This window comes from Streptomyces aureoversilis, from assembly GCF_042657885.1.
GTDB lineage: Bacteria > Actinomycetota > Actinomycetes > Streptomycetales > Streptomycetaceae > Streptomyces > Streptomyces aureoversilis.
This window is the reverse complement of the sequence record NZ_JBHSKJ010000015.1, coordinates 201,574-216,358: the sequence shown is the minus strand read 5'-3', so window position 1 is coordinate 216,358 and position 14,785 is coordinate 201,574. Positions and strand designations below refer to the sequence as shown.

At 71.7% G+C, this 14,785-nt stretch carries 13 protein-coding genes and 1 tRNA gene; 8 read left to right on the top strand and 6 right to left on the bottom strand.

The window, feature by feature from the left end:
- Positions 1-176: 176 nt before the first annotated feature.
- The 3 genes from ACFPP6_RS25475 to ACFPP6_RS25465 all read right to left on the bottom strand — a co-directional run bounded on the left by ACFPP6_RS25475 (position 177) and on the right by ACFPP6_RS25465 (position 2,302).
- Positions 177-464, bottom strand: coding sequence for a hypothetical protein (locus tag ACFPP6_RS25475; protein WP_382046655.1), 288 nt, complete (start codon positions 462-464; stop codon positions 177-179).
- Positions 465-512: 48 nt separating this feature from the next.
- Entirely contained in the window at positions 513-1,265 is a 753-nt protein-coding gene (locus tag ACFPP6_RS25470) for a TetR/AcrR family transcriptional regulator (protein WP_382046652.1), read from the bottom strand.
- A 104-nt stretch (positions 1,266-1,369) separates the two neighbouring features.
- Positions 1,370-2,302 carry an AurF N-oxygenase family protein gene (locus ACFPP6_RS25465; protein ID WP_382046650.1) on the bottom strand — a complete coding sequence of 311 codons (933 nt, stop codon included), beginning with the start codon at positions 2,300-2,302 and terminating at the stop codon, positions 1,370-1,372.
- Between the two features lie 126 nt (positions 2,303-2,428).
- On the opposite strand from ACFPP6_RS25465, the gene ACFPP6_RS25460 reads away from it, so the two are divergent.
- On the top strand, positions 2,429-3,556 hold the full coding sequence (locus ACFPP6_RS25460; RefSeq protein WP_382046647.1) for a ferritin-like domain-containing protein: 1,128 nt from the start codon (positions 2,429-2,431) through the stop codon (positions 3,554-3,556).
- Positions 3,557-3,711: 155 nt separating this feature from the next.
- A complete protein-coding gene (locus tag ACFPP6_RS25455) occupies positions 3,712-4,539 on the top strand; it encodes a polysaccharide deacetylase family protein (protein ID WP_382046644.1) in 828 nt (275 codons plus the stop codon).
- Positions 4,540-4,596: 57 nt separating this feature from the next.
- On the opposite strand, the gene ACFPP6_RS25450 is transcribed toward ACFPP6_RS25455, so the two are convergent.
- From ACFPP6_RS25450 to ACFPP6_RS25440, 3 genes are all read right to left on the bottom strand, one after another.
- Entirely contained in the window at positions 4,597-6,153 is a 1,557-nt protein-coding gene (locus ACFPP6_RS25450) for an amino acid permease (protein WP_382046641.1), read from the bottom strand.
- Positions 6,154-6,271: 118 nt separating this feature from the next.
- Positions 6,272-7,243 (bottom strand): hypothetical protein, encoded by a 972-nt coding sequence (locus ACFPP6_RS25445; RefSeq protein WP_382046638.1) that lies wholly within the window; start codon positions 7,241-7,243, stop codon positions 6,272-6,274.
- 237 nt (positions 7,244-7,480) lie between these two features.
- Positions 7,481-7,552, bottom strand: a tRNA-Arg gene (locus ACFPP6_RS25440).
- Between the two features lie 163 nt (positions 7,553-7,715).
- On the opposite strand from ACFPP6_RS25440, the gene ACFPP6_RS25435 reads away from it, so the two are divergent.
- The 6 genes from ACFPP6_RS25435 (at position 7,716) to thrB (ending at position 14,455) form a co-directional block, all read left to right on the top strand.
- Positions 7,716-8,249: a response regulator gene (locus ACFPP6_RS25435; protein WP_382046635.1), complete on the top strand. Its 534-nt coding sequence runs from the start codon at positions 7,716-7,718 to the stop codon at positions 8,247-8,249.
- A gap of 228 nt (positions 8,250-8,477) precedes the next feature.
- On the top strand, positions 8,478-9,314 hold the full coding sequence (gene nrtL / locus ACFPP6_RS25430) for an ArgS-related anticodon-binding protein NrtL (protein ID WP_382046632.1): 837 nt from the start codon (positions 8,478-8,480) through the stop codon (positions 9,312-9,314).
- 14 nt (positions 9,315-9,328) lie between these two features.
- Positions 9,329-10,729 carry a diaminopimelate decarboxylase gene (gene lysA / locus ACFPP6_RS25425; protein ID WP_382046629.1) on the top strand — a complete coding sequence of 467 codons (1,401 nt, stop codon included), beginning with the start codon at positions 9,329-9,331 and terminating at the stop codon, positions 10,727-10,729.
- A 97-nt stretch (positions 10,730-10,826) separates the two neighbouring features.
- Entirely contained in the window at positions 10,827-12,119 is a 1,293-nt protein-coding gene (locus tag ACFPP6_RS25420) for a homoserine dehydrogenase (protein WP_382046626.1), read from the top strand.
- 8 nt (positions 12,120-12,127) lie between these two features.
- Entirely contained in the window at positions 12,128-13,216 is a 1,089-nt protein-coding gene (thrC, locus tag ACFPP6_RS25415) for a threonine synthase (RefSeq protein WP_382046623.1), read from the top strand.
- A 324-nt stretch (positions 13,217-13,540) separates the two neighbouring features.
- Entirely contained in the window at positions 13,541-14,455 is a 915-nt protein-coding gene (thrB, locus tag ACFPP6_RS25410; protein WP_382046621.1) for a homoserine kinase, read from the top strand.
- Positions 14,456-14,785: the final 330 nt, after the last annotated feature.

Sequence of the window (14,785 nt, the reverse complement as noted above, 5' to 3'; positions counted from 1 at the left end):
GTGGGGCGTGATCGTTTACCAGGTGAGGATCGTTCCACGTGCGGTCCTATTTATGTGGGCGATGTGGGCGAATCCGCCTAACCTGCTCACCCCTGGGTTGCCGGGCGTCACCCGGCCGGCGGCCCCGCGCCCGCCCGCGTGCCCCGGATGCCGCCCGCGGGCGCCCTTGCGGAGGCTCAGCCGTCCGCTCCGGGGCGCGGCCGCTTCGTCCACGGCCACTTCGGGCCGCGCTCCGGGCGGCGCCCCTCCGGGTCGTAGACGTACTTCCAGCCCTTGTGCAGCCCCAGGCGGCGCGTCGTGCCCGACTGGACCCGGTGGTAGACGAGGACCGTCGGGGCCCCGCCGTGCTCGTCCGGCACCGGGACCTCGTAGACCTTGGGCGGGTGCCCGGTGTGTCCCAGCAGTACCGGCAGTACGCGCCCGTCCAGGGGGCCGCCCACGAAGGGCGTATCTTCGCTTCTCACGGGACCAGTGTCCGTCAGGCCGCGGCGTCGGCCCGCGGACGTACCGGATCAGAGCAGGTGCGCCGCGTCCGACACCACCGGAATGACCTGGCGGGCCAGGCGCCCCACGGGCCCTTCCGCACGCTCCAGCGCCAGCGCCGCACGGGTGACCTCGGCCGTCTGCGGGTCGCTCGCCGACGTGGCCGTCAGCAGTGCCACGAAGTGGTCGACGAGCCAGTCCCGCAGCTCCTCGACCGGCGGCTGCTTGCCCTCGTCCAGCCAGATCAGGGAGGCCGCCTCCACGGCCGTGATCCAGGTGCGGACCATCATGCGCAGCCGGGGGCCGGGCTCCGGCACCTGCAGGTGCTTGAGGATCTGCGCGGCGGCGGCCCGGCGCACGCCGTCCACGATCGCGCCCGTGCGGGAGGTCTCGGCGACGCTGCCGCCCTGCAGCAGCGCGCCGAACCCCGCGTCGTGCTCGTCCACGAACGCCAGGTAGCGGTCGAGGACGGCGGCCAGGCGGCCGGTGAGGGGGCCGGTCCGCGGCTCGGCGAAGCACAGCTCCAGGTCGTCGGCGGCGCTGCGCAGCGCCGTCTCGTACAGCTGGGGCTTGCCGCCGGGGAAGTAGCGGTACACGAGCGGCCTCGACACCTTGGCGGCCGCCGCCACGTCGTCCAGGGAGACGTCCTCCGGGGCGCGGTGGGCGAAGAGCACGAGGGCGGCGGCGATCAGCTGGGTGCGGCGTTCCTCGACGCTGAGTCTGCGGTAGGCGGGGCGGGCGGACGGAGTCGGTGCTGCCGGGGCGGTTCCGCTGCCGTTCATGCAGGGCAGCGTAACGGTGCGGCCGCGGGTGCTTCGCCCGCGCCGTCCGGGCCGGACCCGCTCGGGAAGGATCAGGCCGGGAGTGCGGGCAGCCTCCGGCGGGGTCAGGCCAGGAGCCCGGAGGCGCGCCACAGCCGGCGGCCCACGCCCCGCATCACGCCGATGTCGTCCAGGAAACCGGTGAGCCGCTCGGCGCCCGCCCGCATCACCTCGCGCCGGTGGCCGCTGGCCCGCACCTGGGCGACAGCCTCGCGCCGGTCCAGGCCCACGTTCGTGTAGACGGCCGGGTTGACGAAGGCGACCGAGAAGACGCGGGCCGCCTCGCCGCAGCTGAGCCGGGTCAGGCCGGCCTCCCAGCGCGGGCAGCCCACCATCTGGCGGCGCAGCTCCTCGCGGGCGTACCGCACGTGGCGCGCCTCCTCCACGACGTGGATGCGCGTGACGCCGCGCACGAGCGTCTGCACCCGCTCGTCGGGGAAGGTCAGGCGCTGCATGTGGTCGAGGATCTCCTCGCCCAGCAGCGTGCAGGCGAAGGAACCGGGCGTGGTGGACACCGTCTTGAGGATGCGGGCCAGGTTGTGGTGCAGGGGCGCCACGGGGTACGCGGGGGCGCCGCCGCGCTCGATCAGCCGGGCGAACATCTTCGAGTGCCGGCACTCGTCGGCGATCTCGGTGAGCGCGTAGCGGACGTGGGAGCTGGTCAGGGGCTTGTCGTAGACGTGCCGGACCAGCAGCTGCATGAGGATGAGCTCGAACCATATGCCGAGCGAGGCGAGCGAGGCGGCCTCGTGCCGGGAGAGTTCGATGCGCTGCTCCTCGGACATCGTGCGCCACAGCGGGGTGTCGTAGAGGGAGAGCAGCTCGGGGGGCCAGAACCACTTGCCGTCCTCGAGGGGTGCTTCCCAGTCGAGTTCCGTGTCCGGGTCGAAGGAGTGTCTGGCGGAGGACTCCAGCAGCCGCAGAGCGACCTGTTCGCGGTCCTTGAGCGGGCCGAGGGCGTCCCGGAGGGCGTTTGCTACAGGGTTACTTGGGGTCACACCCTTATGAGACTGCCTGTCAGCAAGGGCGTCAATCCTTCGGGGTGAGTTGATGAAGGGTCGTTGACCCGGCGGTAACCGGCGTGTGAGCCTGCCAACGAGAACGGGAGAGGACAGGAGACGTCGATGACGACGCGCAACCTCTACGCACACGACCCCGGCGACCCCGGATGGACGGTGCCCGCGACCGGAGCGGCCCGCTTCAGCTGGGAATACGATGACGGCCGCGACCGCCTGCTCGCCCTTTACCAAAAAGGCAAGGACAAGCAGTGGGACGCCGAGAAGCGCATCGACTGGTCCCTTCCCGTCGATCCGTACGACCCGCTCGGCCTGCCCGACGACAACATGCCCGTCTACGACACCCCCTACTGGGGAAAGATGAGCGGGAAGGAGAAGGACGAGCTGCGGCGCAATTACGCCGCCTGGCAATTCAGCCAGTTCCTGCACGGCGAGCAGGGCGCCATGGTCTGCGCGGCGCGCATCGTGGAATCCGTCCCGGACCTCGACGCCAAGTTCTACTCCGCCACCCAGACCATGGACGAGGCCCGCCACGCCGAGCTCTACGGCCGCTTCCTCCAGGAGAAGATCGGGCTGGTCTACCCCATCGACGACAACCTGCAGTCCCTGCTGGGGGACACCCTGCGCGACTCCCGCTGGGACATGCCCTACCTCGGCATGCAGGTGCTCATCGAAGGCCTGGCCCTCGCCGCCTTCGGCATGCTCCGCGACGCCACCGACAAACCCCTGCCCAAACAGATCCTCGCCTACGTCATGCAGGACGAGGCCCGGCACGTCGCTTTCGGCCGCATGGCCCTGCGGGACTACTACCGCCAGTTGTCGCGCGCCGAACTGCGCGAGCGCGAGGAATTCGTCATCGAGGGCTGCTATTTGATGCGCGACCGGCTGCGGGGCGACGTGGTGCTCACGGACTTCGGCATTCCGGAGGCCGAGGCGGTCGAACTCAGCGAGCAGTCCGAATTCCTGCGGATCTTCCGGCAGTTGCTGTTCTCGCGCATCGTGCCGTGCGTCAAGGACATCGGCCTGTGGGGTGAGCGGCTGCAGCGCGCGTACGTCGACATGGGCGTGCTGGAGCTGGGCGACGCGAGCCTGGACCTGCTCATGGCCCAGGACGAGGAGATCGCCGAGCGGCTGGACGCGGAGCGCTTCGCGGAGGAGGAGGCGGCGCGCCGGGCCGAGGTCGCGGAGGCGATCGCGCAGGGTGCGGGAGGGGATTCCGGGACACCTGAAACGTAGGGTCGGCAGGGGCACTTGAGTGCCTTGAGTGACTTGTGCCCTGCTGGAACCTTCTTTTCGGTATGGACGTCTTCGGGTGCACCTACGGGTAGGCCCCCCGGCAGACCCGTAGGCGGGTGGGGCACCGGGAGCACACACCGAGGGAGGGGACGCTCATGGCACGACCGACCGCTCGGAGGAGTCGGCATCTCCTGATCGCGACGGCGTCGGCACTGACGTTCTTCGCCACGATATCCGGTTGCGTGGCCATGGCCACGGAGGACCCGGGGACGACGGGTACGCCGGGCACGGGCCGGGGCGGCGACGACGGCAAGGGGCGGGGCGGGGCCTCGTCCCCGGCCGGGCCCGGCAGCGGCGCGAGCACGCCGCCGGCCCGGGTCTCGGCCGAGATCTCGCACGAGAGCGAGGACCCAGGAAAAACGGTCAACCTGACGATCGACGACGGACCCGAGCCGGGCTGGACGGTGAAGGTCCTCGACCTGCTCGGGAAGTACGACGCCAAGGCGACGTTCTGCATCATCGGGTCGCGGGCCCAGGAGTACCCCGACCTCGTGAAGAAGGTCGTCGCGGCCGGCCACCGGCTCTGCAACCACTCCGTCGACCACAACACCGCCATGGACAAGCGCCCCGAGCCCTACCAGGAGCGCCAGGTCCTCGACGCCCGCACGATGATCGAGAAGGCGGCCGGGCCCGGCGTCCGGGTGTTCTACTACCGGGCGCCCGGCGGCGCGTTCACCCCGTACAGCCGGGAGGTCGCCGCCTCCCACGGCATGCGCCCGCTCGGCTGGAGCGTCGACACCCACGACTGGCGCAACCCCGGCGTCGGCCACATCGTCGACGCGGTCAAGAAGGGCATGAAGGACGGCCCCGTGGTCCTCTTCCACGACGGCGGCGGCAACCGCGGCCAGACGGTCGCCGCCCTGGAACAGCTCCTGCCGTGGTTCAAGGAGCAGGGGTACGCGTTCGCGTACCCGAAGACCTGAGCCACCGGGTCGGTGGGCCGCCGAGTCGCTGACCTACTGGCCTACTGACCTGCTGACCTACCAGCGGAAGACGTCGGTCTCCTGAGGCGGGGCGGCCGGCTCACGGACGGAGGCGGCATTGCGCGGGTGGTGCGGATCGAGGAACCACCTGCGGGCCGAGGCGAGCCACCAGACACCGGCGAAACCCAGGACGGCGGCGACCGCGATGGGCGCGTAGTTGAACGTGTCGACGGTGACGGGGCTCGCCTGCGGCAGCATGAACAGCACGGTGATCACCGCGACCCAGCCGATGGCCACCACCCCGACCGGCTTCGACCAGCGGCCCAGGTGCCAGGGCCCGCGCTCGAAGGCGTCGCCCTTGCGCAGCCGCAGCAGGGTCGGCGCGGCGTAGGCCAGGTACAGGCCGATGGTGGCGATCGAGGTCACGGCCGCGTAGGCCGTGGAGTTGATCAGGTACGGCAGGCCCAGCGCGAACGCCCCCGCGGCGGCCAGCCACACGGCGTTGGTGGGCGTACGCGTCTGCGGGTTGATCCGGTGCCAGACGCGGGAGAAGGGCAGCGCGCCGTCGCGCGAGAAGGCGTAGATCATCCGCGAGTTGGCCGTCACGGAGGCCATGCCGCAGAACAGCTGCGCGACGATCACGACGAGCAGCAGCAGCTTGCCGGCGGCCGCGCCGAGCGCGTCCATGAAGATCTGCGCGGGCGGGACCCCCGTCGCGGTGCCCGCCGCGCCGTCCCAGTCCTGGATCGCGTACGTCAGGCCCGCCAGCAGCACGAACCCGGCGATCCAGGACGCCCAGATCGACCGGACGATGCCGCGCGGCCCGGCCACCGCCGCGTCGTTCGTCTCCTCGGTCATGTGGGCGGAGGCGTCGTAGCCGGTGAAGGTGTACTGCGCGACGAGGAGCGAGAGCAGCCCCACGTAGAGGCCCGAGCCCCAGCCGGTGTCGTTGACGAAGTGCGTGAAGACGAACGACGCCGGCCGGTGGTGGTCCGGCACGAGGGCGAGCGCGCCGACGATGAGCAGGACGCCCAGCAGGTGCCACCACACGCTCACCGAATTGAGGAAGGCCACCAGCCGCACGCCGAAGGTGTTCAGCACCGCGTGCAGCAGGAGCACCGCGCCGAACAGCAGGATCGTGTGCCCCGGCGTGGCCGCGAACCCGAACTGCAGGTCCAGATAGGCGTTCAGGAACGAGGCCGCACCGAAGTCGATGCCCGCCGTCGCCGCGACCTGCCCCAGCACGTTGAACCAGCCGGTGAACCAGGCCCACGCCGCCCGCGACTTCTCCGGGGCCATCCGGTGCGCCCAGAAGTACAGCCCGGCCGACGTCGGGTACGAGGAGCACACCTCGGCCATCGCCAGCCCCACGACCAGCGACATCGCCCCGACGCCGATCCAGCCCCAGGTGAGCATGGCGGGCCCGCCGGTGTGCATGCCGAAGCCGTAGAGCGTCATGCAGCCGGAGAGGACGGAGATGATCGTGAACGAGACGGCGAAGTTGGCGAACCCCGACATGTGGCGGGCGAGGACCTGGGTGTAGCCGAGCTGGCGGAGGCGCTCCTCGTCGGAGACGCCGGAGACGCCGGAGGAGCCGGGGACGTCGAGTGGCACGCGATTCTCTTTCTCGTGGGGAACGGTCAAGAAATGTGCGTGTTTCTGGGTGCTGGTGCTGGTGCTGGTGCTGGTGCTGGTGCTGGTGCTGGTGCGGATGCGGGATGGGTGGTCGGGGTCACCGCCGACGGGCGCGGGGCGGACGCCGCCCGTCCCGGACGGCCCGCACGGCCCACTCCCGGTGCCGGAGGAAGAGCTCCCGGGCATCGCCGCAGTAGGCCCAGGGCACCTCGGAGGCGTACGGCCCGATTGCCCGGAAGACCTCGTACGCCTCGGCGTGCCGCCCGGCGAAGGCCAGCGCGTGGGCCAGGTAGTTGGCGTCGTCCATGAACTGGGCGTGGGGCTGCGGGGAGCGGTGCCGCCACCAGCCGTCCAGTACGGGGTCGATGTGCGGGCAGTCGATCCAGGGGTGGATGCTCAGCCCGTAACTGCCGTAGCTGCCGGCGACGGTCTCCATCCGGTGCCGGTGCGACTCGGCGAGCGCCACCAGCGGCAGCACGGCGACCGGCAGCCCCCGGGGAGCGGTGTCGGCCTGCTCCTGGGCCCAGTGGAACATCTCCGCCCCCGAGCCGTGGTTGCGGGGAAAGAGATAGGTGAGCAGCTCGTGGTGGGCCTCGCGGTTGTACGGATCGCGCCGCACCACCTCGGCCCAGACCTGCTCCAGCACGTTCCGGCCCGGCGCGTGGACCCGCAGGAGCGCGAGCATCACCACCCACGGCGAGGGGTCGGCCGGCGCGGCCTCGGCGGCCGCCAGACAGGTCGCCCAGGCGGCCTCCATCTCGGCCCGCCCGGCCCCCGCCCCGCTGATCATCGACCGCACGGCCTGCACGTGCGCGAGCAGCGCCAGAGCGTCCCCGGACCGCGGCTCCGCGCGCGCCCACGTATCGGCGAACCGCAGCCGCGCCCCGGCCCGCGCCAGCACCTGCAGCCGGAAGATCCGCCGGTCCCAGTCCGCCCCGGTGCCCGCGAGCAGATCCCGCGGCCCTTCCCACCGCCCCATGGCGGCGTCCTCCAGCACGGCCCGTAACGGCAGATCGTCCCGGGCCTGATGCAGATCCAGCCCGTGCCCGGCACCCCGGCGAAATCTCATCCGCCCCGCTTCCCTGAAGATGCGTCAAGTAGGCGTGTTGCAGGAAAACTTGGAACGGGACCGGGATCACCACCCCTGCCCCCGGGGGCGCACACTACCCCGGGGCGGCGCCGGATGAGGCCGTAACGGGTGAGGCCAATGGTGCCCACAACGAAGAAGGCCCGGACTCAGCACTGCTGAGTCCGGGCCTTCTCCCAAGGCATCCACCTGCACCGTCTTCCCGACGAACCAGGCGAGTGCCCCCGGCAGGATTCGAACCTGCGCACACGGCTCCGGAGGCCGTTGCTCTATCCCCTGAGCTACGGGGGCGCGTCGTCCGCGTCGCGCGGTGACGGGTAGAACATTACCAGCTTCCGGAGGGTGATCCGCAATGTGGTTCGGCGGGGTTCCGGGGGCCGGGGCCGGGTGGGGGTAGCGCACGGGGTGGGGGAGTGCGGGGCGGTCGGGGAAAGCTCGCCCGCACGGGGTGGAAGTGGGGAAAACCCGGACGCAGCGTGGCGGGCGCGCTTACTCTCGGGGTGTGCCTGGCTTGTCCGGCCGGGTCCTTGTCGTCGACGACAACAAGGTCATCCGGCAGCTGATCAGGGTCAACCTCGAGCTCGAAGGCTTCGAGGTCGTGACCGCGGCCGATGGTGCCGAGTGTCTGGAGATCGTGCACCGCGTGCGTCCTGATGTGGTGACGCTGGATGTCGTCATGCCCCGGCTCGACGGGCTGAACACGGCCGCCCGGCTGCGCGCCGATGCCCGTACGCACGACATACCGATCGCGATCATCAGCGCCTGCACCCAGCTGGAGGTCGAGAGCGGCCGTTCCGCCGGGGTCGACGCGTTTCTGGCGAAGCCGTTCGAGCCGGTCGAGATGGTGCGGCTCGTGCGCAGGCTCATGCGGCGCCGCACGGGGGAGCGGGGCGACGGGGTTCCGGGGGCCTCGGCCCCCGGGGATGCGGGGGCTATGCGCGGGATCCAGTCCGTCTGCGGGGCGGAGGCCTTCCGGGGGCATGAGTAGTCGGGTGTGAGTAGTCAGGCAATGAGTGGTCGGGCGTGCGCAGTGGGGCATGAGTGGTCCGTTCCCGAGCCGCCCCCGGGCTGTTTCTGATCCAGCTCCGGCTCCGGTCCCGGCTTCGTTTTCGTGCCTCCCTCGCCGCGCCGCATCCGCGTGCCGGTGACGCCGCGCCGTCTCGGTCGGCGAAACCCATTCGCCCCGGCCCCACCCCTCTCCCCTAGGCTTGGCCCCGTGACCCCGGCCGATCTCTCCCGCACCGTGCTGCACGCCGTGCACTGCGCCGTCGAGGCCGACGAGCTGCCCGCCGCCGTGCCCACGCGGGTCACCGTGCGGGTCCCGCCCCGCCCGGGGTGCGGTGACTACGCCACCAACGTCGCCCTGCGCGTGGCCCAGGACACCGGCAGGCCCGCCCGCGAGGTCGCCGAGGTGCTCCGCAAGCGGCTGGCCGCGGAGCCGGGGGTCGCCCGGGTCGACATCGCCGGGCCGGGGTTCCTCAACATCACCCTTGAGGGGACCTCTTACACGCAGCTCGTGCGGGACGTGCTGCGCACGCCCCCCGCCGCCGAGCCGCTCCCGCTGCCCGCTCCCGCCCCCGAGCTCGTCGCCCGCCTGGGCTCCGACGCCGCCCGCTGGAGCCTGCTGTGGCCCGCCGGCTTCGACCGCGCCGATCTCCTCGTCCAGCGCGACGGCAACCCCCTCTTCCGGGTGCGCTACGCCCACGCCCGCTCCCGGGCCCTCGTGCGCAACGCCCGCGACCTGGGGTTCCGCTCCGAGCCGGCCGACACCGGCTACGACACCGCCCACGACGGCGCCGCGACGGCCCTTCTCGCCGCCCTCGCCGACCACTCCCGCATCACGACCGCCCGCGACCCCGAGCGCCTCGCCCGGCATCTCGACCGGATCGCCGGCGCCTTCCTGACGTGGCAGACCGGCTGCGCCGTGCTGCCCCGCGGTGACGAGAAACCCTCGGCCGTCCACCGCGCCCGCCTGGCCCTCGCCGAGGCCACGGGCAACGTGCTGGCCGACGGCCTCCACCAGCTCGGCATCACCGCACCCGCACACCTCTGAGGGGATCAGAGACCATGAGCCGTTCCGCCCACCCCGCCGGGCCCCGCTATGCCGACGTCCTTCCCGAGGGGCGCTCCGTTTCGGGCACAGTTCCGCCGTCCGACCTCAACGCCCTCGAACCGAAGGTGTGGTCGCGCACGGTCGGCCGCGGCGAGGACGGGGTCGTCACCGTCGGCGGCATCCCCGTCACCCGGCTCGCCGAGGAGTTCGGCACCCCGGCCTACTTCCTCGACGAGAGCGACTTCCGGGCCCGCTGCCGCGCCTGGCGCGACGCCTTCGGGACGGACGCCGACGTCTTCTACGCGGGGAAGGCGTTCCTCTCGCGGGCCGTCGTGCGCTGGCTGCACGAGGAGGGGCTGAACCTCGACGTCTGCTCCGCCGGCGAGCTCGCCACCGCGCTGGCCGCCGGGATGCCCGCCGAGCGCATCGCCCTGCACGGCAACAACAAGTCCATCGAGGAGATCACCCGCGCCGTCGAGGCCGGCGTCGGGCGGATCGTCCTCGACTCCTTCCAGGAGATCGTGCGCGTCGCGCACGTCGCCGAGCGGCTCGGCAAGCGCCAGCGCGTCCAGATCCGGGTCACCGTCGGAGTCGAGGCTCACACCCACGAGTTCATCGCCACCGCGCACGAGGACCAGAAGTTCGGCCTCGCGCTCGCCGGTGGGCAGGCCGCCGAGGCCGTCCGCCGGGCGCTGAAGCTCGACGGCCTGGAGCTCATCGGCATCCACTCCCACATCGGTTCGCAGATCTTCGACACCTCCGGCTTCGAGGTCGCCGCCCACCGCGTGGTCGGCCTGCTCAAGGAGGTCCGCGACGAGCACGGCGTCGAACTGCCCGAGATCGACCTCGGCGGCGGCCTCGGCATCGCCTACACCGCCGACGACGACCCGCGCGAGCCGCACGAGATCGCCACGGCCCTGCGCGAGATCGTCACGCGCGAGTGCGCGGCCGCCGGTCTCGCCGTGCCGCGGATCTCCGTCGAGCCGGGGCGCGCCATCGTCGGCCCGACCGCCTTCACGCTCTACGAGGTGGGCACGGTCAAGGAACTGCCGGGCCTGCGCACGTACGTCAGCGTCGACGGCGGCATGTCGGACAACATCCGCACCGCCCTCTACGACGCCGAGTACACCGTCGCGCTGGTCTCCCGGACGTCCACCGCCGCGCCGATGCTCTCGCGCGTGGTCGGCAAGCACTGCGAGTCCGGCGACATCGTCGTCCGGGACGCCTTCCTCCCCGCCGACGTGGCGCCGGGTGACCTGCTCGCGGTCCCCGCCACCGGCGCCTACTGCCGCTCGATGGCCAGCAACTACAACCACGCGCTGCGGCCGCCGGTGGTGGCGGTGGCCGACGGCGCGGCCCGTGTGATCGTCCGGCGCGAGACCGAAGATGACCTTCTTCGTCTCGACGTCGGCTGACGGAAACAAAGATCTCGGATACTGGACGGGGGAAGGAAACCCCCGTCCGGTGAGTGAGACTGGTGCACAACCCAAGATGTACAAGAAACGAGGTCGGATGATGCGTACGCGTCCGCTGAAGGTGGCGCTGCTGGGCTGTGGAGTCGTCGGCTCTGAGGTGACGCGCATCATGACGACGCACGCCGACGACCTCGCGGCCCGCATCGGTGCGCCCGTCGAGCTCGCCGGCATCGCCGTCCGCCGGCCCGGCCGGGTCCGCGCGGGGGTGCCCGAGGAACTGATCACCACCGACGCCACGGCCCTGGTCGAGCGCGGTGACATCGACGTGATCATCGAGGTCATCGGCGGCATCGAGCCCGCCCGCACGCTGATCACCAAGGCCTTCGAGAACGGCGCGAGCGTCGTTTCGGCCAACAAGGCGCTGCTCGCGGACGATGGCGCGGCCCTGCACGCCGCCGCCGAGAAGTACGGCGCGGACCTCTACTACGAGGCCGCCGTCGCCGGTGCCATCCCGCTGGTCCGGCCGCTGCGCGAGTCGCTCGCCGGCGACAAGGTCAACCGGGTGCTCGGCATCGTCAACGGCACGACCAACTTCATCCTCGACAAGATGGACTCCAGCGGCGCCGGCTACTCCGAGGCGCTGGACGAGGCCACCGCGCTGGGCTACGCCGAGGCCGACCCGACCGCCGACGTCGAGGGCTTCGACGCCGCGGCGAAGGCCGCGATCCTCGCCGGGATCGCCTTCCACACCCGCGTCCGCCTCGACGACGTCTATCGCGAGGGCATGACGGAGGTCACCGCGGCGGACTTTGCTTCCGCAAAACAGATGGGCTGCACGATCAAGCTGCTGGCCATCTGCGAGCGGGCCGCCGACGGGCAGTCGGTCACCGCCCGGGTGCACCCGGCGATGATCCCGCTCAGCCACCCGCTGGCCTCGGTGCGCGAGGCGTACAACGCGGTCTTCGTGGAGGCCGAGGCGGCCGGTCAGCTGATGTTCTACGGCCCCGGCGCGGGCGGCTCGCCGACCGCCTCGGCGGTCCTCGGCGACCTCGTCGCCGTATGCCGCAACAAGCTCGCCGAGTCCACCGGCCCCGGTGAGTCCGCCTACACGCGGCTGCCGGTGAGCCCCATGGGCGAGGTGGTCACGCGCTACCACATCAGCCTCGACGTGGCCGACAAGCCGGGTGTCCTCGCCCAGGTCGCCACGGTCTTCGCCGCGCACGGGGTGTCGATCGACACCGTCCGCCAGACGGGCAAGGACGGCGAGGCCTCCCTCGTCGTGGTGACCCACCGCGCCCCCGACGCCGCCCTCACGGCGACGGTCGAGGCGCTGCGCAAGCTGGATACGGTCCGCGGTGTCGCGAGCATCATGCGGGTTGAAGGGGAGTAACAAAAGCAATGTCCGACAACAACGGCCGTCCGGCCTCCCGTACCCACCAGTGGCGCGGCATCATCGAGGAGTACCGCGACCGCCTTCCGGTCACCGCGGACACCCCGGTGGTCACCCTCCGCGAGGGCGGCACGCCGCTCGTCCCCGCACAGGTGCTCTCCGAGCGCACGGGTTGCGAGGTCCACCTCAAGGTCGAGGGCGCGAACCCCACGGGCTCCTTCAAGGACCGTGGCATGACCATGGCCATCACCCGGGCGAAGGAGGAGGGCGCCAAGGCCGTCATCTGCGCCTCCACCGGCAACACCTCCGCCTCCGCCGCGGCCTACGCCGTGCGCGCCGGCATGGTCTGCGCCGTCCTGGTCCCGCAGGGCAAGATCGCGCTCGGCAAGATGGGCCAGGCCCTGGTCCACGGCGCCCGCATCCTGCAGGTCGACGGCAACTTCGACGACTGCCTGACGCTGGCCCGCGGCCTGTCCGAGCAGTACCCCGTGGCGCTGGTCAACTCGGTCAACCCGGTGCGCATCGAGGGCCAGAAGACCGCCGCGTTCGAGATCGTCGACGCGCTCGGCGACGCGCCCGACATCCACGTCCTCCCCGTCGGCAACGCCGGCAACATCACCGCCTACTGGCGCGGCTACCGGGAGTACGCCGGTGACGGGATCGCCTCCCGCACCCCCCGCATGTGGGGCTTCCAGGCCTCCGGTTCGGCGCCGATCGTGCGCGGCGAGCCGGTCAAGGACCCGCACACCATCGCGACCGCCATCCGCATCGGCAACCCCGCCTCGTGGCAGTTCGCCGAGCAGGCGCGCGACGAATCGGGCGGCCTCATCGACGAGGTGACCGACCGCCAGATCCTCGCCGCGTACCGCCTGTTGGCCTCGCAGGAGGGCGTCTTCGTCGAGCCCGCCTCGGCCGCGAGCGTGGCCGGTCTCCTCAAGGCCGCCGAACTCGGCCTGGTGGACCCCGGGCAGCGCATCGTCTGCACGGTCACCGGCAACGGCCTCAAGGACCCGGACTGGGCGGTGGCGGGCGCGCCCCAGCCGATTACCGTTCCGGTGGACGCGGGTGCGGCCGCGCAGCGGCTGGGCCTCGTCTGACCTGCCAGTCTCCCGCCAGTGAGGCGGGGCGGGTGCGGGCGCGCCGTCGGGTTGTGCCCACCCGTCCCGCCCAGCGGGACGATTGCCCACAACAGGTTGGGGGCGAGCCCCGGGACCGGGCTGCCCCGCCGCCCGCAAGCCCGCCGCAGGCGACACGCATCGTGCGCCTCCCGTGCGCCCTATGTCGCCGCAGAACCTTCCTTCGATAGGCTGTACTCACTCCGCCCCGTCGCAGACCGCCGCCGTGACCCACGGCATCGCCGTCGCGGCCCTTGCGGACGTTGCACGCCCCACCAAGGCCAGACCAAGGAGAGTCATCGAGCGATGGCCGGTCCCGCGTTCCGCGCCGCCGCTGTCCGCGTGCGCACCCCTGCCACCAGCGCAAACCTCGGCCCCGGCTTCGACGCCCTGGGCCTCGCGCTGGGGCTCTACGACGACGTCGTGGTCCGGGTGGCCGAATCCGGGCTGCACATCGACATCGCCGGAGAGGGCGCCGACACCCTCCCGCGCGACGAGAGCCATCTCCTCGTACGGGCCCTGCGCACGGCCTTCGACCTGCTCGGCGGCCAGCCGCGCGGCCTGGAGGTCGTCTGTGCCAACCGCATCCCGCACGGGCGCGGCCTCGGCTCCTCCTCGGCCGCCATCTGCGCGGGGATAGTCGCGGCCCGCGCCGTGACCATAGGCGGGGCCGAGAAGCTCGACGACGCGGCGCTGCTCGAGCTGGCCACCGAGATCGAGGGACACCCCGACAACGTCGCCGCGTGCCTGATGGGCGGTTTCACCCTGGCGTGGATGGACGCCGGAGTGGCGCGGGCCATTCGGATGGACCCTGCGGATTCCATCGTTCCGGTGGTCTTCGTGCCGTCCCGGCCGGTGCTGACCGAGACCGCCCGCGGGCTGCTGCCGCGCAGCGTCCCCCATGTGGACGCCGCGGCCAACGCCGGCCGGGCCGCCCTGCTGGTCGAGGCGCTCACCAGGCGCCCCGAGCTGCTGCTGGCGGCCACCGAGGACCGGCTCCACCAGGAGTACCGCGCCCCGGCGATGCCGGAGAGCGTGGCCCTGGTCAACCGACTGCGCGCGGACGGCGTCCCCGCGGTCATCTCCGGCGCGGGGCCCACGGTCCTCGCGCTGGTCGAGAGCGGTGCGGCCGACAAGGTCGCACGACTGGCGGGCGAGGGGTGGGCGGCCAACCGGCTGGCTCTCGACGCCGGGGGGACGAGCGTGCTGCCGCTCGCCTGACAGCGGAAATCCGGGCGAAATCCGGCCCCGCGAAAAATAGCGGTTGCCGGTCTTGGAGAGGGGGAATGTTTGTGGGATCCGGTAGTGTTAACCTCAAGTCTGCACTCGACGCCACATCGGCTCGGTGCTCTGTGTCCCGATCAGGGGCCGCTTTTCTTCCGGGAGCCTCCCAAACTGCCTGAGCAGCCTGCCTGAGCAGCTTCGAGCACGCTCCGGAATCGGCGTGGGTGACATGAGTGAAGCCGATACTCCATGTCTTCACCTCATTCTTCACGCCGGACCAATGAACTGATTCTTCCGCCGTACCAGCCGTACCGGCGGACCACCGCC